The organism is Microbacterium sp. Root1433D1 (genome assembly GCF_001426835.1).
Taxonomy (GTDB): domain Bacteria; phylum Actinomycetota; class Actinomycetes; order Actinomycetales; family Microbacteriaceae; genus Microbacterium; species Microbacterium maritypicum.
Genome location: NZ_LMFN01000004.1, coordinates 202,357 through 219,298, shown reverse-complemented (window position 1 = coordinate 219,298; position 16,942 = coordinate 202,357). Strand labels below are relative to the sequence as shown.

Here is a 16,942-nt window from a genome sequence, read left to right as displayed (position 1 = left end):
GTCGGCTACCGAGGGGCGGGAACCTGGAGCCCTGCCCGCGGCCGCTCCAGGTTCCCGCGCGCACCGACCACCGGCGGCGGAGCGCCCCACTCAGATCCCGAGGCTCCGTCGCCTGATCGCGACCGCACCACCCGCGAGGAGCAACGCCGCAAGCAGCAGTCCGCTGGTGATGAGGATCGGGTCCGCTCCGGTTCCGGCGAGCCCGGCGGGGCCCGACGATCCGGCGCCCGAACCCGAACCGGAACCGGATGCCGCACCTCCACCGGCACCTCCCTCCGTACCGGGATCGCCTCCCGGCACGGCCGCGGCGGTGACGGTCAGCGGCACGGCGATCGTGGTCGTGTCGGCCCTGGTCATCACGACCTCGTGCGCCCCGGCCGGCGTGCCCGTCGGCACCTTCCAGGTGAGCGACACCGCACCGTCGTCATCGGCGATGGCCGCCCCCATGTCGACCGGATCCGAGTGGAGCGCGAAGGACACCCGCTCCCCCGGGGTCAGGCCGGTGGCATCGACCGTGACCGTCGATCCGGCCTGGATGGTGGAGGCGGAGAGCGCGATCACGGGAGGTGCGACGACCTCGGCCTCGACGATGAACGGTGCCGTGATGTCCAGACCCGCCGGCCCCGTCACCCGCACCGAGCCGGTGCCGGCCGCAGCGGAGGGAGCACTGGTGTGGCTGCCGGTCACGGTGAAGAGCGAGGCCGCATCCGCACCGATCGCATCCTTGCCGTCGATCACCCCTGCCGACGTCTGTCCGTCCGGCCAGGTGATCGTCGCGTTGAGCTGACCCTTCGGCACCCGGGGCGAGGCGATCTGTGCGACGACGCCGGCGACTTCGCCCTCGGAGCCCGCGGCGACTCGCGTGCCGGCGAGCTCGCTGACCCAGGCCAGCTCGGGGTCGTTCCAGAAGTTCTGCCCCTGCACCAGCATCCGTGCGCCCTGCGCCCCTGCGCGCTGGGCGAAGTCGGCGAACGAGGTGGTGTCCGCCTTGGTCGACCAGCCCTTGTCGGCGATGCCGAGCGTGCGCGGCCAGAGCATGTACTCCACATCCTCGCCTCCGCGGAGGAAGGTCTCTCCCCACGCTGCCGCTTCGACACCCTGCACGTCGTCCTCGGTGAGACCGAAGGAGGTGTTGAGGTTCTTCTTCGTCGTGGCGTCGACGACACGGCTGGGGTCCCAGTCGTACTGGTACTTGGTGCTGTAGATCGCCTCCCGGAAGCCGAGCGGCGATCCGGGGAACTTGTAGTCCATGTAGGCGTTGTTCACGGGGGAGAGGATGACGTCGCGTCCCTCGAACCAGCTGGTCGCGAGGTGGTTCTTGCGATCAGCCCAGTACTGATGCACGGCGTCCTTGGAGACTCCGGCCTGCGGCATCGGGGTCCAGCCGATGATCTTCTTCCCGTTCTCGGCCGCGATCTGCTCGACCATGCGGATGAACAATGCGTACTGCTCTGTGCTCACACCCTCCACCTCGTCGGCGCCGATGTGGAGATAGTCGCCGGGGGTGATCGCGGCGAGCTCGCCGATCACGTCGCGCATGAACGTCTCGACGATCGGCTTGCCGATGCACAGCGAGTTGGTGGAGATGCCGCCGGTGGTGCGGATCGGGATGCTGCGCTCGGCGCAATCGAGCACGGGGTAGGAGGACAGTGCCGCGTCGACGTGCCCCGGCACGTCGATCTCTGGGACGACCGTGACCTGGCGAGCGGCCGCATAGGCGACGATGTCGCGGAACTCGGCCTGCGTGTAGAAGCCGGACTGCCCGTTCTTCATCGACGACGATGCGCCGTGCGCGGTGAGATTCGGCCAGGAGGCGATCTCGAGCCGCCAGCCCTGGTCGTCGGTGAGGTGCATGTGCAGCCTGTTCATCTTCGCCTGCGAGGCCTGGTCGATGATGGCCTTCACCGCGTCGACCGTGATGAAGTTGCGTGCCGGATCGATCATCAGGCCGCGCTGCTCGAGCCGAGGATGATCGACGACCTCGGTCGCCGGCACCGTCCAGTCGACGACGACGTCGGGGTCGCCGGCGAGCACCCAGGAGGGCAGCAGCTGCAGCAGGGTGCGCGTACCGTTCCACGCTCCGGCCGCGGCCTGCGCAGTGATGGTCACGCTCGAGGCATCGGCGTTCAGCCGGTACCCCTGCTCCTTCTGGTACGCCTTCGCGCCGCCCGTGGCCGGGTCGCCCTCGACGAGCACGATGTCACCGTCTCGCGGCGGGTTCGCGACGACCGGGAGAGCGTAGCCCGTGCCGCTGCGGAGGGTCGCCGCGAGCTGCTCGGCGATGCCGGAGAAGGATGCAGGCGCGACCACGCGCGCATCCGCTCCCAGGGTGAACGCGGCGCCTTCGGCGTCGTTCCGGCTCACGGGCTTCGGGACGATGTCACCGCCCTGCGGGTCGGGCACCTCCACCGGAGGCTTGGCCGCTCCCCAGATCTCGAAGTCGAACAGCGAGTACCCGTAGATTCCGGCCGTCTCCACACCCTGCATGCGCACGAACTTCCAGGCGTCCGCGGTATCGACGACGATCTCCTGCACACCGGCCTTCGTGGCGGCGCCTTCATGGATCGTCGTCCACGCCGAACCGTCACCGGAGACCTGGAGCAGGTACTTCTTGCCATAGGCCGCTTCCCAGTTCAGGACGATCGTGTGCACGCGAGAGGCTTCTGCGAGCTCGACCTGGATCCAGTCGGACCTGTTGTCGTAGGCGGGAGTGCCGCGCGTGTAGTGCGAGCCCCAGCGCGATGCCGAATCACCGTCCGTGGCGTTCGCGGGAGCGAAGGTCGTGGTGTTGTACGAGGACTTCGCCGTGGTGGTGCCGTCGAGGGCAAGGTCCCTGGCCTCCCCCGGAGGGACGCTGACGGGCTGGTCCCAGACCTGGAACGAGTACAGCGACAGGCCGTACTTCGTCGCGACGCTGTGGGACAGGATGCGCACGTACGACCAGGCGTCGGACGTGTCGACATCGCTCTGCTGCACGAGGCGGCCTCCGACGGCCTGCCCGGTGGGAGTCGTCACCCGGCGCAGGGACGTCCACTCCACCGCGTCCTGGGACACCTGGATCTCGTAGTCGGTGGAGTAGGCGGCCTCCCAGTCGAGCACGACCTTGAGGATGTAGGTGGGCTCGGCCAGGGCGATCTGCACCCATTCACCGGCCGTGTCGTAGGTGTCGTTCGGGTTCGTGCGCGTATACCTCGATCCCCAGCGCGTCGCTGCGTCGCCGTCGTTCACGTGCGCCGCGGCGAAGCTGCCGCTCAGCGAGTACGTGGATCGCGCCGTGGCGGTGCCCTCACGGGCGACGTCGCGGCTGTCTGCGGCGCTGGCCGGAGCGGCGGAGAAGGCGAGACCGCCGAGCGTCACGAGCACGGCGAGCGCGCCGGCGAGACTGCGAAGGAGCGATCGGGGACGGTCACGGTGTGCGTCGTTGCGCATCTTGATCTCCAGTTCGAGCTGGTGCGGGGCCGTCTCGACACATTCCGGGAGCGTGCTTGCGACGAGGCGACTCGCGTCTACGGCGTCGTTCCACAGTGAAGCTGACGCCGGGATACTTAATTTGTTAAGTATCCATTCATTATTGGATGGGTAAAGAGTATCCAGAGGATCGGCGAGAGCACAAGGACGCCGGCGAAATCCGCCACGATCGTCTCTCCCTCACCTTGAGGGACTCCACGGCCGCGCCTTCCGCGAGAGAAGGCGCGAGGCGCTCAGAGGCTCGACGCGGATGCGGCGCGCAGCTGCTCCGGGTTCCAGCGCACGCCGAGCGCCGCGGTCAGGGCGGCCTGGGCGGCTCCGGCCGCGAGCGATGCGCGAGGGTCGGCATAGCGGACGGGCACCTGCGCCGTGCCGCGGGCGGGGTACTCGGTCTCCCGACGGACACGGTCGAGGAAGCGGGGCCCGAGTTGCGTCGCCGGTCCGCCGATGACGACCTCGATCGGGTCGAGCAGCGCGCCGATGAGCTTGACGGCCCGTGCCAACGCGCGAGCACCCTCGTCGAGATGCTCCTCATCGGCCTGGGCTGCGAGCTCACGGATCTCCGGCGCATCCATGGCGTCGGAGAACTCCTCGCCGAGCATCGCCCCGAGCGCGGCGGCCGACTCGAGGCATCCGCGCTGACCGCATCGGCAGGCGCGCGCGGCCTCGCCGAAGACGACCTGCACATGCCCGATCTCGCCCGCCCGATCACGCGGCCCCGGCGCCAGTTCGCCGTCGAGCGTGACAGCCGCGCCGACACCGCCACCGAGGTGGATGAAGAGCCGATAGCCGGACGGCGACTCCTCCATGCCGGCTTCGGCGATGGCCTCGGCGTCGACGTCGTTGATCAGCAGCACGGGCGCACCCAGCACACGCTCGAACCGTTCGGCGAGAGGCACGTCCTCCCACTTGAGCTGCACGCTCTCGAGCACCGACCGCCCATCCGTCGTGCCCGGCAGCTGCACACCGGCGGCGAGGAGTCGTCCCCCGAATTCCTCGGCCACCGCGGACACCGCCTCATCGAGGGCGAGATCGCGGTTCTCGACGGAGTAGCTGACCCGCCGGATGTCGACTTCGGTGCCGTCGAGGGCGACGAGGGCGATGTCGACGTGCCGGGGCTGGATCACCAGCACCAGGATCAGGTGGTGGCTCGCGTCGACGCTCAGCGTGGTCGCCCGCTTGCCGCCTGTACTCGCCGCCTGCTCCCCCTCGATGATCAGTCGGTTCTCGATGAGTTCGGCCACCAGAGACGATGCGGTGGCGGCCGTCAGACCGGTCGCCCTCGCGATGCCGGCCCGCGTCTGCGTCCCCGGATTCAGGAAGACCAGCTGCAGCGCCCGCCGAAGGTTCGCGCGCCGGACCGACGCCTGGGTGTCGAAGCCATCATCCGTGCTGAGCATGCGTTTCCGTTCCGACGCTCGTCCGTCGCGAGCAGTTGACAGATCGTGACGCGATCCGTAGTCTCTCCCTAAGTTTATTCATTGAACTTAGTTGGTCAACCGACCTCACAAAGCTCCGGACGGGCGAGTGCTGCACACACCGTCGCCCGTCCGGCTCCTCCTCCTCATCGACTCTCGGCCGCTTCGGTGTGATGACGGATGACCTCCGCCACCACGAAGTTGAACCACTTCTCCGCGAACTCCGGATCGAGATGCGCCTCTTCGGCGAGAGCGCGCAGGCGCGCGACCTGCTGCTCTTCCCGACCAGGGTCGGACGCCGGCATCTCGTGCTCGGCCTTCAGATGCCCGACCTGCTGGGTGGCGCGAAAGCGCTCGGCCAGCATGAAGATCAGTGCGGCGTCGATGTTGTCGATGGTGGCGCGAAGCCGGAGCAGTTCGGCCTTCGGATCCTCGGCGGCGGTCATGCCCCTACTCTAGAGCCGCGTGACATCCTGGTTTCGATCCGTGGCACCGCTATCGTGAGCACATGAGCAACGAAGAGTCGCCGGAATCCGCGCCCCACGACGACGACGCATCCGCCGCAGCTCCCGCCGCATCCGCGACCGCCCGACGCACAGCTCGCCGGGCCCCCGTGACCGCCACGACAGACGCTCCGCTCCCCGTCGTGATCGAGCCGATGACCCCGAGCCGGTCGTTCTGGACACGCATCGACCGCCCGTTCGTGTTCGGCTTCCTGGTGACGCTGGGAGGACTCGGGGCGATCGTGATCGGCCTCGCGCTGTCGAACCTGTCGACCGTGCTCATCTACATCGCTCTCGCACTGTTCGCTGCGCTCGGCCTCGATCCCGCCGTGCGGTTCCTGGAACGTCGCGGCCTCTCGCGCGTCATCTCGGTGGTCATCACGATCCTCGCGCTCCTCGTGGTGTTCGCCCTCGTGCTGTGGATGATCGTTCCCGTGGTGATCGACCAGATCGTGAGCTTCGTGCAGTCCGTTCCCGGCATGATCAGGGACTTCACCCGCAGCGACCTCTACGCGACCCTCGAAGCCCAGTTCGGCGAGCAGTTCCAGGAGCTCGTCTCCCAGGTGCAGTCGTTCCTCACCGACTTCGGCAACCTGGCCACGATCGGCGGCGGCGCTCTGGCTGTGGGGGCCTCGATCGCCACCAGCATCTCGGGCGCCATCGTGGTGCTCGTGCTCACGCTGTACTTCCTCGCCTCTCTTCCTTCCATGAAGCAGGGGATGCTGCGCCTGGCTCCCGCCCGCGACCGCGCTCGCGCCGGAGACATCGTCGAGCAGATCACCGACTCGGTCGGCGGCTATGTGATGGGGATGGTGGTGCTCGCGTTCTGCAACGCGACGCTCGCCTTCCTGCTCTACTTCTTCCTCGGGCTGCCGTTCCCGCCGCTGATGGCGGCGATCGCATTCTGCGTCACCCTGATCCCCCTGGTGGGCTCGGTGCTGTTCTGGATCCTGGGCACGTGCCTCGCGTTGTTCTCCAACCCGATCGCGGCGCTGATCTTCGCGGCCATCTACCTCGTCTACATGCAGATCGAGGCCTACGTGATCACGCCGCGCGTCATGAACCGCGCCGTCTCGGTCCCGGGGTCACTCGTCGTGATCGGCGCCCTCGCCGGCGGCACGCTGCTCGGCCTGCTCGGTGCTCTCGTGGCCGTGCCGGTCACCGCCTCGATCCTGATCATCATCAAGCAGGTGCTCGTCCCGAAGCAGGACGCCCGGCTCTAGGCGTCTCCTCGCGTCTCGCACACACAGAAGCGCCCGGACCCCGTGAGGGTCCGGGCGCTTCTGGCTGTCCGACTCAGATGAGGTCGTTGTCGGCCAGCCACTTCTTGGCGATGTCCACAGCCGACTTCTGGTCGACCGTGCTCTGCACGTTCAGACCCACGAGCTCCTCGGCGGTGAGCTTCTTGCTGATGGCGTTGATCACATCGGCGATCTCGTCAGCGACGTCGCTCGAGGCGATCGGCACGACGTTCGACGAGATGATCAGGTTCTCCGGGTCTTCCAGCGCAACGATCTCCTCCGTCTGGAAGGCCGGGTCGGCGGTGTAGATGTCGGCCACCTGGATCTCGCCGGCGAGCAGCGATTCGAGGGTGGTGGGCCCCGTGGCCGAGAACGTCAGGTCGACACCGTAGGCCTCCTTGGCCTTGGCGGGGCCGTAGGGACGCTCCTCGAACTCCGGTGCGGCACCGATCGTCACTGGGGTGGTGACCTTGGCGAGGTCGCCGATCGAGGTGAGATCGTTCGCCTCGGCGAAGCTCTTCAGCACCGTGTACGTGTCCTGGTCGGAAGCCTCGGCGTATTCGAGAGCGGTGAGGCCCTCGGGCAGCGCCTCCTTCAGTGCCGTGTACACGTCTTCCGGGCTGGTCGCGGTCGCGTTCTTGTCGAGGTACTCGAGAAGGCTGCCCGTGTACTCCGGGAACAGGTCGATCGCGCCGGACTCGACGTCGGGCATGTAGGCGTCGCGCTGTCCGATGCTGAATTTGCGGTCGACCTTGAAGTCGGCGTTCTCGAGTGCCTGGGCGTAGATCTCGGCGATGATCTCGTTCGAGTAGTAGGCCTGCGAGCCGATGACGATGGTGTCGTCGCTGGAGCCCGAGCTCTCAGTCGGAGTGTCGAGCGGATTGCTGCTGGCGCAGCCGCCGAGGACGAGCACCGCGACGAGCGCGGCGCCACCGGCGAGGGCGAGTCTTGACTTGCGTGCTGTGAACATGGGAATTCCTCTTCTCTGGGACAACAGGTGTGAAGCTGTGGGACGTTGTCAGGGCTGTGAACGTGTCAGGCTGTGGCGGGCGACGGAGACGAGGCTGCGGCTCGCGACCGGCGTGTGGTGGTCGGCGCGCGCACCCCGGCGGGGACGGCGGCGTGCTGGAGGAGAGCGAAGATCAGGTCGACAGCGAGGGCGAGGACGGCGACGAGGATCGCCCCACCGAGCACCTGATCGAACTTGCGCAGCGGGATGCCCTGGATGATCGGCCATCCGAGCCCGCCGAGATTCACATAGGCCGCGATCGTGACCGTGGCGATCACCTGCAGGAGAGCCGCCCGGATGCCGCCGACGAGCAGAGGCAGTCCGAGGGGAACCTCGACCTTCCAGAACACCTGCCACTCGGTCATGCCCATCGAACGCGCGGAGTCGAGCACTCGACGGTCGATGGCCTCGAGCCCGGTGTAGGCGCCGGCGAGGAGGGAGGGGATCGCCAGGAGCACGAAGGTGATGATCGCCGCTTCGGGAACGCGCAGCACCCCCAGCAGCAGCACGAGCAGCACCATGAGACCGAACGACGGTATGGCGCGCGCTGCCCCGGAGACGGCGACCGCGATCTCACGACCCTTTCCCGTGTGGCCGATGAGCCACCCGAGCGGGAGAGCGATGAGCGCGGCGATGACGACCGACACGACCGTGTAGTAGATGTGCTGGCCGAACAGGACGGGAAGCGCATACGGGCCCACCCACCTGTCGGGCGAGAACAGCCAGGCGAGTGCTTCGGAGAACAGGTTCACGCTGCCGCCCTCACCGTCGCCGTGCGCGTCGCGGCCGACTTCGTCGAGGCACGGGAGACTGCCCTGGTCCACGGCATGAGAGCACGTCCGGCGAGCAGCAGAAGGAAGTCGATGATCAACGCGATCACGACGACCGCGATCACGCCGGCGAAGACCTCGGGAATGATCCGGCGCTGCAGACCGTCGGTGAACAGGTAGCCCAGGTTGCGCACACCGATCAGGATTCCGACCGTGGCGAGCGAGATGGTGCTCACAGCCGTCACTCTCAAGCCCGCGAGGACGACCGGACCGGCGAGCGGGAACTCCACCGCCCAGAATCGCCGGAACGATGCGAAGCCCGTCGCGGTGGCGGCCTGACGCACATCGTCATCGACCGAGTCGAGCCCGTCGGCTACGGCGCGGACCATGATCGCGATGGCGTAGATCGTCAGAGCCACGATCAGGTTGGGCTCGCTGATGGCGGAGTACCCCAGCACCGCAGGCAGCAGGATCAGCAGCGCGAGTGAAGGGATCGTGTAGAGCAGTCCGGTGAGGGCGATGATCGGTCCCCGCACGAGCCGGTAGCGCCATGCGACCCAGCCGAGGGGCAAGGACATCAGGAAACCGAGCAGGATCGGCACGACGCTCTGTCGCAGATGCGCCGCGGTCAGCTCGAGGATGAGGCCGAGGTTGTCGACGATCCAGTTCACGGAGCGCCCTTCGTGACGCTCTCCTCGCTCAGGAGAGCGTCGGTCACGGCATCCGGCACATCGACGATCGAGCCCTGGGTGCGGCCGTCGGCGTCGACCACCACGGTGCCGCGCGGTGTCTGCTTGAGGTGCAGGGCGCGGCGACCCCGATCGGCGCCGATGAAGGCTGCGACGAAATCGTCTGCCGGATTCTCGATGATCTCGCTCGGGCTGCCCACCTGCACGATGCGCGCGCCCTTGTCGAGGATCACGACCTGGTCGCCGAGCAGGAACGCCTCGTCGATGTCGTGCGTGACGAACACGACGGTCTTGTCGAGTTCGCGCTGCAGCCGCAGGGTCTCCTGCTGCAGGTCGGCCCGCACGATGGGGTCGACCGCGCCGAACGGCTCGTCCATGAGCAGGATGTTCGGGTCGGCGGCGAGCCCGCGGGCGACACCGACGCGCTGCTGCTGCCCACCGGAGAGCTGACTGGGGTAGCGGTCGGCGAGCGCCTGGTCGAGGCCCACCGTGTCGAGCAGCTCACGCGCCCGCTTGTGGGCAGCCGTCTTCTTCACGCCGGTCAGCCGCAGCACCGTGGCCACGTTGTCGATCACCGTGAAGTGCGGCATGAGGCCGGAGTTCTGCATGACGTAGCCGATGCGGCGGCGCAGAGCCACCGGGTCGCCCTGGAGCACGCTCTCGCCGTCGATCTCGACATCGCCGGAGGTGGGCTCGACCATGCGGTTGATCATGCGGAGCAGGGTGGTCTTGCCACAGCCGGACGAACCGACGAACACAGTGGTCTTGCGCGACGGCAGCACGAGGCTGAAGTCGTCGACGGCGAGGGCGCCACCGGGGAACCGTTTGGTGACGTTGCGGAACTCGATCATGGGCTGGTCTCCAGTCGGTCGATCGATGTGCGAGCGGACGAGTCTTGGCTCTTCAGATGGCTACGGGCCGACCTCGACGCGGGGATCGAACGCGACGTACCCGGAGAAGTCCTTGCCCACGCGATCGAACGCGGAGGGGTAGGGGTTCGGGTACGACCAGGCGTAGTCGGTGTAGAGCTCTCCGTCGGTCTGCACCGAGAAGTACTGCGCCGCGCCCTTCCACGGACAGGTGTACGGCGTGGGACTCTCGACGAGTGCCCCGGGTGTGATGGATGCGGGCGGGAAGTACCAGTTCCCTTCGATGCGGGCGAGATCGCTCTCGTCGGCCTCGGCGATGACGGTTCCTGCGAGTACAGCCTTCATGGTCCTGCCTCCTCGGATGTGAGTTCGAGCGTATAAGACGGCTGCGACATCGGGGATGAGGGTTGCGTCGCGGCCGTCAATATGAGAAACAATCCCTTTCCTGTTCGGCGCGATCACGCGAACGGATTGCTCCCGATGTCGGGATCGACTCCCTCCACGGATCAGGCGGAGTCGCGGCCGTATCCCTCGAGCAGCCGCAGCCAGATCTCGCTGATCGTGGGGTACGACGGCACCGCGTGCCAGAGGCGGGCGATCGGGACCTCGCCGACGATCGCCACGGTGGCCGCATGCACGAGCTCCGCCACCTCGGGACCGACGAACGTCGCACCGACCACGACGTCGCGGTCGGTGTCGACCACGAGTCGCGCCTGGCCCTCGAAGCCGTCTTCGTAGAGGCTCGCGCCGGCGACCCAGCCCAGGTCGTAGTCGACGGCCTTCACCGCGATGCCGGCCTTGACCGCCTGGGCCTCGGTGAGACCGACGGAGCCGACCTCGGGAATCGAGAAAGTGACCTGCGGCACGGCGGCCTGGTCGGCGGTGGCGACGTGACGGCCCCACGGGGCGTCGTCCACGTCTTCACCCTGGGCGCGGGCCACGATCACGTCGCCCGCGGCGCGCGCCTGGTACTTGCCCTGATGGGTGAGGAGCACGCGCCCGTTGACGTCGCCGACCGCGTAGAGCCAGTCCGATCCGGGGACGCGGAGCGTGTCGTCCGTCTCGATCCAGCGGCCGGGTTCCAGCCCCACCACGTCGAGGCCGATGTCACCGCTGCGCGGCGAACGACCGGTCGCGGCGAGCACCTCGGTCGCAGTGATCTCCTCGCCACCGTCGAGGGTGATGGTGACGCCGTTCGCGCCGCGGTGCACGGATGTCGTTCCCGCACCGGTGCGCACGTCGACGCCGAGTTCCTTGAGGCCTGCCGCGACGCGTTCGCCCGCGAAGGGCTCCATCCCGCCGAGCAGACCGCTGCGGGCGATCACGGTGACCTTCGAGCCCAGTGCAGCGTAGGCGGTCGCCATCTCGACGGCCACGACCCCTCCGCCGATCACGGCCAGGCTCTCCGGAAGCTCCTCGACGCTGGTCGCCTCGCGGCTCGTCCACGGGGTAGCCTCGCGCAGGCCTTCGATGGGTGGGATGACGGCATCCGATCCGGTGCTGATAGCCACCGCGTGCCGGGCTTTGAGCACGCGCTCTGCGCCGTCGGCATCCGTCACGGTCACCTCGCGCTCGCCCGTGATGCGTCCGTGGCCGCGGGCCAGGTCTATGCCTGCGGAGTCGAGCCACTTCACCTGACCGTCGTCGGACCAGTTGCTGGTGAACGAGTCGCGACGATCGAACACGGCGCGCACGTCGAGCTTTCCGGTCACTGCCTGCGAAGACCCGCCCACGTGCTGCGCGGCACGGAGCGCCTGCGCCGAACGCAACAGCGCCTTCGACGGCATGCACGCCCAGTAGGAACACTCGCCTCCGACGAGCTCGCTCTCCACGATGATCGCGGTGAGTCCGCCCTGCACGGCCCGATCGGCGACGTTCTCGCCCACCGGCCCTCCGCCCAAGACGATCAGGTCATACTCGTCGGTCTTCTCCGCAGCGTTCATGCGTCGCACCTCTCCGTGAGCCGGTTACGTGGCCCAGTCTCGCTCATGAGCAACGCCGAGTCACGGGCGAGTTGTTCCCTGCGGCGTGGCGCGAGAACGCCTGTGGCAGGTCATAGAGTGTGGTTCGTTGTTTCGATCGGCGGCGGAGGCCCGCACGCAGATCCGCTCCGCGCGCTATTGGCCGCACGATCTCCGAGGACGCCCAACGATGAGCAGCGCCATCACTCCCCCGCCGCCTGGTTGGTACCCGGCACCTGATGACACCGAGGCCACGTGGTGGTGGAACGGTACCAGCTGGCTACGACCACGGAACGAACAGGCCACGCTGCGGACAATCACCAAGCTCGCCACCGCGACCCAGGTCATGGTCATCGTCTGCGGCGTTCTGGCGCTCGCGCTCGTTGGCGTCGAGGCCATGGGCATCACGGCGCTCACCAGCTATCTCGACGGGAATACCTCGGCCGTCGAGACTCTCCACCTATACGACTGGGCTTGGACCGTCGGCAACGCACTGGCGACGGTTTCGATGATCGCTGCCGCGGCGCTGTGGGCCACCTGGCAGTACCGTGTCGCCCTGCAAGTCCCCGGGCTCACCCGTCGCGCCGCCGGCTGGCACGCGGGGGACTGGTTTATCCCCATCCTCGCCCTCTGGCGCCCGTTCCAAGACATCTCTGATCTCTGGCGGGCGATCGGCCGCACTCCCCCGCGCTGGCTGATCGTGTGGTGGCTTCTCTGGATCGCCAGCTTCATCTCGTTCAAATGGTCGAACCAGATCGACTCACGCGCCGAAGCACTAGAGCAGATCCGCGCCACGATGTGGTCCAGCATTCTCGGTGAAGCCTTCCTCATCGCCGCCGCCCTTTTGGCCTGCATCATCATCCGTGGAATCACGCAGGGCGTGATCCACCGTTCACAGCAGCGGTAGTCCGAAACCGTGGTCGCGCCGGGGATCAACCCCCTCAGCGCGAAGGAAGACCAAGAGCCTCACGCATCCGCCTCGCGAGGTGCAGCACACGGTTTCGGCGACCGATCGTCGATGGCAACGGAATTCGCTTTCCATTGACGCACTCAATCTCGATCATCCGCAGCGACCCCACGAACGGGAGCCAGCCGACGCCCGCCCCTCCCGCACCGTAGTAGAGCTGCTTGTCGACGGCCGCGATCTCTCCTGATCTGAAGCGGCGTCTACGAAACCAGGCGCACACGACAACCGCGCCTGGCTCCACCCACCAGTCCGTGTCTCCTGTCGACTTCGTCGCGACTGCACGGCCCCACGCGTCATACGCGTACTCGGTCGTGATGGCCCCACCCGAAGCCGGAGTCGGCCCCGTGGTCGACTTCGCCATGCCGTACTGCTTCGTGCCCGAGGGGATGCCACACACCGCCGGCGCGTTCTCGAGGTCACGGTAGTACGTGCTCGTGGTCTTCGCCGTCGCCGTGGACGGGCGGTCAGAACTCGAACGCGATACCTACGCCGCCGCCACCGCGGCCTCCCGCACCCGCCGGTTGTCGGCGAAAGCACGAGGGTAGGCGCGACGGAGCGCGACCACGACCAGCGTCGCTGCTGTCACCTTGATCAGATCCCCCGGGAGGAACGCCAGGCTCGACAGCGCCGTCGGCCCGAGCGGCACCGCCGTCACGAGGGCCTGCACGGGGATGCCGAACGCGTAGACCACGAACACTCCGCCGATGAGCGCGGCGCCAGCGGAACGCCACCACGTGAAGCGCCCGGTGCGCATGAGGAGGCCGATCACCACGACACCGGCGATCCAGCCGAGGAGGTACCCGGCGCTGGGGCCGACGAACACGCCCAGCCCTCCGCGGCCACCCGCGAGCACCGGAAGCCCCACCGCGGCGAGCGCCAGCACCAGCACGACGGCGAGCGGTGCGAGGCGCGGTCCCAGCACGAGACCGGCGAGCATGACCCCCAGGGTCTGCGCGGTGATCGGCACGCCGCTCGGCAGGGGCACGATCACGGTACCGAGCACGACGATCAGTGCGGCGAAGACCGCGATGCGGCCGAGTGCGGCGCTGGTATCGGTGGCGCGGGACGTGGTCATGTTTCCTCCTGAACACCGTTCACCTGAACGGTGTTCATTAGAATAGGGATGCCCTCATCTCCACGCAAACTCGTCCCCACGCAAACCCGTCCCAGGAGTCCTCACGTCCCTCTCCCCGATGCTGCGTCGCATCGCCGCCGAAGACCCCGACCGGCCGGCGATCGTCGGCCGCGACGCCCAGATGACCTATGGCGAGCTCCACACCGATTCGCGCCGGATCTCCGCGGCCCTGGCGCACGCCCTCACGGATGCCTGCGCGACGGCGACTTCAGCAGCTCACCCACCGCTGCCGCCGGTCGTCGCCATCTGCCTGTCCACCGCGTTCGACACCGCGCGCGCCGTCGTCGCGGTGGAGGCGGGCGGGCGCATCCTCACCGTCGTCGACGCGCACTGGCCCGTCGCACTCCAGATGCAGCTGATCGTCGCGACCGGAGCGGCCGCCGTCATCACGGATGTTCCGACGATCCGGGCCGCTCTGAATTCGGCCGGCTGGTCGGGACTCGTCGTCGGGCTCGACGATCTCGCACGAACCCCCTCCCTCGCCTCGACCCACGCAGAAGCATCGGCCGACGATGCGCCGTTCCTGATGCTCACCTCTTCGGGGACGACGGGCCCACCGAAGGCCTTCCTCAAGACGCGCAGGCAATACGCGGCGAACATCGACGTCTCCCGCGACCACCTGGGCGCGAGAGACCGGGTGGCGACCTTCGCCCCGGGCCCGATGTCGTACAGCCTGACCCTGTACACGCTGTTCGAGGTGCTCGCCACAGGCGGTCGGATGCACGTCGCCGACCGCCTCGACGAGCTCTGGCTCAGCTCGCGGGTGCACGACGAGCGCATCACACGCCTGGTCGCGGTTCCTGCGGCGGTGACGGCTCTCACCGACGCGGCGCGGCGCCACCCGGCGCGGTATGACGGCATCGATCTGATCGTCACCGGGGGTGCGGGGTTCCCGGCATCGGCGCGAGCGGCCGTCGCCGACGCCCTCCCCCACGCCCGGACGATCAGCTACTTCGGCACCGGCGAACTCGGCTTCATCGGTGACGACCGCGCCGGCCACGACAGCATCCGGCTCTACCCGCAGGTGGAGGCGCGGGTGCGCGGCGACGACGGCAGTGAGCTGGCACCGGGCGAGCTCGGCAGCCTCTGGGTGCGCTCCCCCTCATGCTCGGCCGCCTACCTGGCGGGCACGACCTCGACGCCGTTGACAGACGGCGACGGCTGGGCGAGCGTGCACGATCAGGGGCGGCTGCGCGGCCGGGACTTCACGTTCGTCGGCAGAGGAGGCGACGTCGTCACCACCGGCGGGCACACCGTCGCACTCGACGAGGTGGAGCGCGCCTTCGACGGCATGCCGGGCCTCAGCGCGTGGTGCGCCATCGCCGAGAGCGACGATCGCCTGGGTCTGCGGATCGCGCTGGTGACCGAGGGCGATGCGCCGCCGGCCGCAGAGCTGCGCCGATGGGCGCGCGAGCGTCTCGCTCCGGCCGCCCGGCCCCGTCGCTGGCACACGGTGGCGGAGCTCCCCCGGACCGCGGGCGGGAAGATCCGCCGCGCTGCGGTCGCGGATCTCGTGGCTGTCGGACGGGGACGATCGTGAGCGCCGGGCGCTCCGTGGTCGTCACCGGCGTCGGGGCGGTCACCCCCAGCGGCCTCACGGCACCGGAACTGTGGACGTCTGTGCGCGCGGGACGCAGCGGCATCACGCGGATCCCCCGGGAGATCGCCGGGTCAGGGCCGGTGCAGGTCGGCGGAGTGGTGCGTGGATTCACCGGCGCCTCCGACCTGTCGGCACCCCTCGCGCGTCGCCTCACGCCGATGCAGCAGTGGGCGATCGCCGCGGCCGATGAAGCACTCGCCGATGCGGACCTGGGCGCGCCATCGGGGATCGCGGACGTCGCGCAGGTGATCATCGCGACAGGGTCGGGCCCGGTGGATGCGACGGTGCAGGCGGCAGTCGCGCTGCGAGATCGCGGCCCCCGCCGGGTACCGCCCGGGCTCACCGTCTACGGAACTGCGGATGCGATCGCGACAGTGCTCAGCAGACGATACGGATTCCTCGGCCAGACCCACGCGATCGCCGCGGCGTGCGCGAGTGGCGCGGTCGCGATCGGAGAAGGTCTCCGGAGGATCCGTCACGGCTACGCCGACGCAGTGCTGGTCGTCGGGATGGAGGATTGCCTCGGCCCGCTGCACCTGGCGTCGCACACCAATCTCCGCTCGCTCGCCACGGGCTTCGGCGACGACCCCTCGGCGGCTTCGCGCCCTTTCGACCGCGCACGTACAGGCTTCGTGATGGCACAGGGCGCGTCCGCCGTGCTGCTGGAGGCCGCGGACCTCGCACACGAGCGCGGCGCTCGACCCCTCGCGACCATCGCCGGATTCGGTGCGACCAGCGACGCGCATCACGCCACGGCACCGGACCCGGCCGCCGCCGGGGCGACCAGGGCGATCGATGCATGCCTCGCCGACGCCGACATCCGCGCCGCGCAGATCGACCATGTGAACACCCACGGCACGGGCACGGTTCTCGGCGACGAAGCCGAGCTCGTCGCGCTCGCACAGGCGCTGGGATCGGGAGCGCCATCCGTTCCACTCACCGCGACGAAGTCGACCACCGGGCATCTGCTCGGCGCAGCGGGCGTCGCCGAAGCCGTCATCGCCGCGATGACTCTTCGCGACCAGGTGCTGCCTCCGACCATCAACCTGTCGCATCCGTGCGCGGACGGGTGGGACTTCGTCCGCGACCGGGAGCGACCGCATCCGGTCCGCACGGTGCTGTCGACCTCGTTCGGATTCGGAGGTCACAACGCGGCGCTGCTGCTCACGGCGTGCGAGTGAGCCCGACCGGCGCCCGTACCCGTGCCAGGTGTCGGGAGAACGGACGGATGTCGGAGCAGGACGCGGCGCGTCGCCCGACATCCGCTCCCACTCCCGACAAGTGTCCCCGGCAGGCAAGGCCGACCCGGCCG

The 16,942-nt window shown here is 68.6% G+C and carries 15 protein-coding genes; 4 read left to right on the top strand and 11 right to left on the bottom strand.

What is annotated here, in order from left to right; genetic code table 11:
* Positions 1-90 precede the first annotated feature (90 nt).
* The 3 genes from ASD13_RS16735 to ASD13_RS16725 all read right to left on the bottom strand — a co-directional run bounded on the left by ASD13_RS16735 (position 91) and on the right by ASD13_RS16725 (position 5,332).
* Positions 91-3,429 carry a family 20 glycosylhydrolase gene (locus ASD13_RS16735; RefSeq protein ID WP_055871769.1) on the bottom strand — a complete coding sequence of 1,113 codons (3,339 nt, stop codon included), beginning with the start codon at positions 3,427-3,429 and terminating at the stop codon, positions 91-93.
* Positions 3,430-3,701: 272 nt separating this feature from the next.
* Positions 3,702-4,868, bottom strand: coding sequence for an ROK family protein (locus ASD13_RS16730; protein WP_055871766.1), 1,167 nt, complete (start codon positions 4,866-4,868; stop codon positions 3,702-3,704).
* A gap of 164 nt (positions 4,869-5,032) precedes the next feature.
* Complete coding sequence (locus ASD13_RS16725; protein ID WP_055871763.1) at positions 5,033-5,332, bottom strand: chorismate mutase; 300 nt, start codon at positions 5,330-5,332, stop codon at positions 5,033-5,035.
* A 62-nt stretch (positions 5,333-5,394) separates the two neighbouring features.
* Here ASD13_RS16725 and ASD13_RS16720 point away from each other — a divergent pair, with 62 nt between their 5' ends.
* A complete protein-coding gene (locus tag ASD13_RS16720; RefSeq protein ID WP_017830022.1) occupies positions 5,395-6,612 on the top strand; it encodes an AI-2E family transporter in 1,218 nt (405 codons plus the stop codon).
* Positions 6,613-6,685: 73 nt separating this feature from the next.
* Here the strand turns inward: ASD13_RS16720 and ASD13_RS16715 are convergent, their stop codons facing one another.
* From ASD13_RS16715 to ASD13_RS16690, 6 genes are all read right to left on the bottom strand, one after another.
* Entirely contained in the window at positions 6,686-7,600 is a 915-nt protein-coding gene (locus ASD13_RS16715; protein ID WP_055871753.1) for an ABC transporter substrate-binding protein, read from the bottom strand.
* 65 nt (positions 7,601-7,665) lie between these two features.
* Positions 7,666-8,391 (bottom strand): ABC transporter permease, encoded by a 726-nt coding sequence (locus ASD13_RS16710; protein ID WP_055871993.1) that lies wholly within the window; start codon positions 8,389-8,391, stop codon positions 7,666-7,668.
* Positions 8,388-9,080: an ABC transporter permease gene (locus ASD13_RS16705; RefSeq protein ID WP_055871750.1), complete on the bottom strand. Its 693-nt coding sequence runs from the start codon at positions 9,078-9,080 to the stop codon at positions 8,388-8,390. Before ASD13_RS16705 ends, ASD13_RS16710 begins: the two co-directional genes overlap by 4 nt.
* A complete protein-coding gene (locus ASD13_RS16700) occupies positions 9,077-9,949 on the bottom strand; it encodes an ABC transporter ATP-binding protein (RefSeq protein ID WP_055871747.1) in 873 nt (290 codons plus the stop codon). The genes ASD13_RS16705 and ASD13_RS16700 overlap by 4 nt, the downstream gene beginning before the upstream one ends.
* 60 nt (positions 9,950-10,009) lie before the next feature.
* On the bottom strand, positions 10,010-10,312 hold the full coding sequence (locus ASD13_RS16695; protein ID WP_017830017.1) for a DUF427 domain-containing protein: 303 nt from the start codon (positions 10,310-10,312) through the stop codon (positions 10,010-10,012).
* Positions 10,313-10,473: 161 nt separating this feature from the next.
* Positions 10,474-11,910 (bottom strand): dihydrolipoyl dehydrogenase family protein, encoded by a 1,437-nt coding sequence (locus ASD13_RS16690; protein WP_055871743.1) that lies wholly within the window; start codon positions 11,908-11,910, stop codon positions 10,474-10,476.
* Between the two features lie 208 nt (positions 11,911-12,118).
* Here ASD13_RS16690 and ASD13_RS16685 point away from each other — a divergent pair, with 208 nt between their 5' ends.
* Positions 12,119-12,835, top strand: coding sequence for a DUF4328 domain-containing protein (locus ASD13_RS16685; RefSeq protein WP_055871741.1), 717 nt, complete (start codon positions 12,119-12,121; stop codon positions 12,833-12,835).
* A 34-nt stretch (positions 12,836-12,869) separates the two neighbouring features.
* Here the strand turns inward: ASD13_RS16685 and ASD13_RS17460 are convergent, their stop codons facing one another.
* The gene (locus ASD13_RS17460; protein ID WP_157535664.1) at positions 12,870-13,256 is read right to left on the bottom strand and encodes a hypothetical protein; all 387 of its coding nucleotides are present in this window, start codon (positions 13,254-13,256) and stop codon (positions 12,870-12,872) included.
* Between the two features lie 123 nt (positions 13,257-13,379).
* On the bottom strand, positions 13,380-13,970 hold the full coding sequence (locus ASD13_RS16680) for a biotin transporter BioY (RefSeq protein ID WP_055871736.1): 591 nt from the start codon (positions 13,968-13,970) through the stop codon (positions 13,380-13,382).
* 118 nt (positions 13,971-14,088) lie between these two features.
* Between ASD13_RS16680 and ASD13_RS16675 the strand changes: the two genes are divergently transcribed.
* Both ASD13_RS16675 and ASD13_RS16670 read left to right on the top strand, forming a co-directional pair.
* Positions 14,089-15,570, top strand: coding sequence for a class I adenylate-forming enzyme family protein (locus tag ASD13_RS16675; protein WP_055871728.1), 1,482 nt, complete (start codon positions 14,089-14,091; stop codon positions 15,568-15,570).
* Positions 15,567-16,811 (top strand): beta-ketoacyl-[acyl-carrier-protein] synthase family protein, encoded by a 1,245-nt coding sequence (locus ASD13_RS16670; RefSeq protein ID WP_055871725.1) that lies wholly within the window; start codon positions 15,567-15,569, stop codon positions 16,809-16,811. The genes ASD13_RS16675 and ASD13_RS16670 overlap by 4 nt, the downstream gene beginning before the upstream one ends.
* The last annotated feature ends 131 nt before the right edge of the window (positions 16,812-16,942 follow it).

What these genes read in the sequence shown, in the direction of transcription:
- ASD13_RS16680 (WP_055871736.1), bottom strand. Translation starts at nt 13,970, where the DNA reads ATGACCACGTCCCGCGCCACCGATACCAGCGCCGCACTCGGCCGCATC.
- ASD13_RS16700 (WP_055871747.1), bottom strand. Translation starts at nt 9,949, where the DNA reads ATGATCGAGTTCCGCAACGTCACCAAACGGTTCCCCGGTGGCGCCCTC.
- ASD13_RS16720 (WP_017830022.1), top strand. Translation starts at nt 5,395, where the DNA reads ATGAGCAACGAAGAGTCGCCGGAATCCGCGCCCCACGACGACGACGCA.
- ASD13_RS17460 (WP_157535664.1), bottom strand. Translation starts at nt 13,256, where the DNA reads ATGGCGAAGTCGACCACGGGGCCGACTCCGGCTTCGGGTGGGGCCATC.
- ASD13_RS16735 (WP_055871769.1), bottom strand. Translation starts at nt 3,429, where the DNA reads ATGCGCAACGACGCACACCGTGACCGTCCCCGATCGCTCCTTCGCAGT.
- ASD13_RS16675 (WP_055871728.1), top strand. Translation starts at nt 14,089, where the DNA reads ATGCTGCGTCGCATCGCCGCCGAAGACCCCGACCGGCCGGCGATCGTC.
- ASD13_RS16695 (WP_017830017.1), bottom strand. Translation starts at nt 10,312, where the DNA reads ATGAAGGCTGTACTCGCAGGAACCGTCATCGCCGAGGCCGACGAGAGC.
- ASD13_RS16725 (WP_055871763.1), bottom strand. Translation starts at nt 5,332, where the DNA reads ATGACCGCCGCCGAGGATCCGAAGGCCGAACTGCTCCGGCTTCGCGCC.
- ASD13_RS16690 (WP_055871743.1), bottom strand. Translation starts at nt 11,910, where the DNA reads ATGAACGCTGCGGAGAAGACCGACGAGTATGACCTGATCGTCTTGGGC.
- ASD13_RS16730 (WP_055871766.1), bottom strand. Translation starts at nt 4,868, where the DNA reads ATGCTCAGCACGGATGATGGCTTCGACACCCAGGCGTCGGTCCGGCGC.
- ASD13_RS16685 (WP_055871741.1), top strand. Translation starts at nt 12,119, where the DNA reads ATGAGCAGCGCCATCACTCCCCCGCCGCCTGGTTGGTACCCGGCACCT.
- ASD13_RS16715 (WP_055871753.1), bottom strand. Translation starts at nt 7,600, where the DNA reads ATGTTCACAGCACGCAAGTCAAGACTCGCCCTCGCCGGTGGCGCCGCG.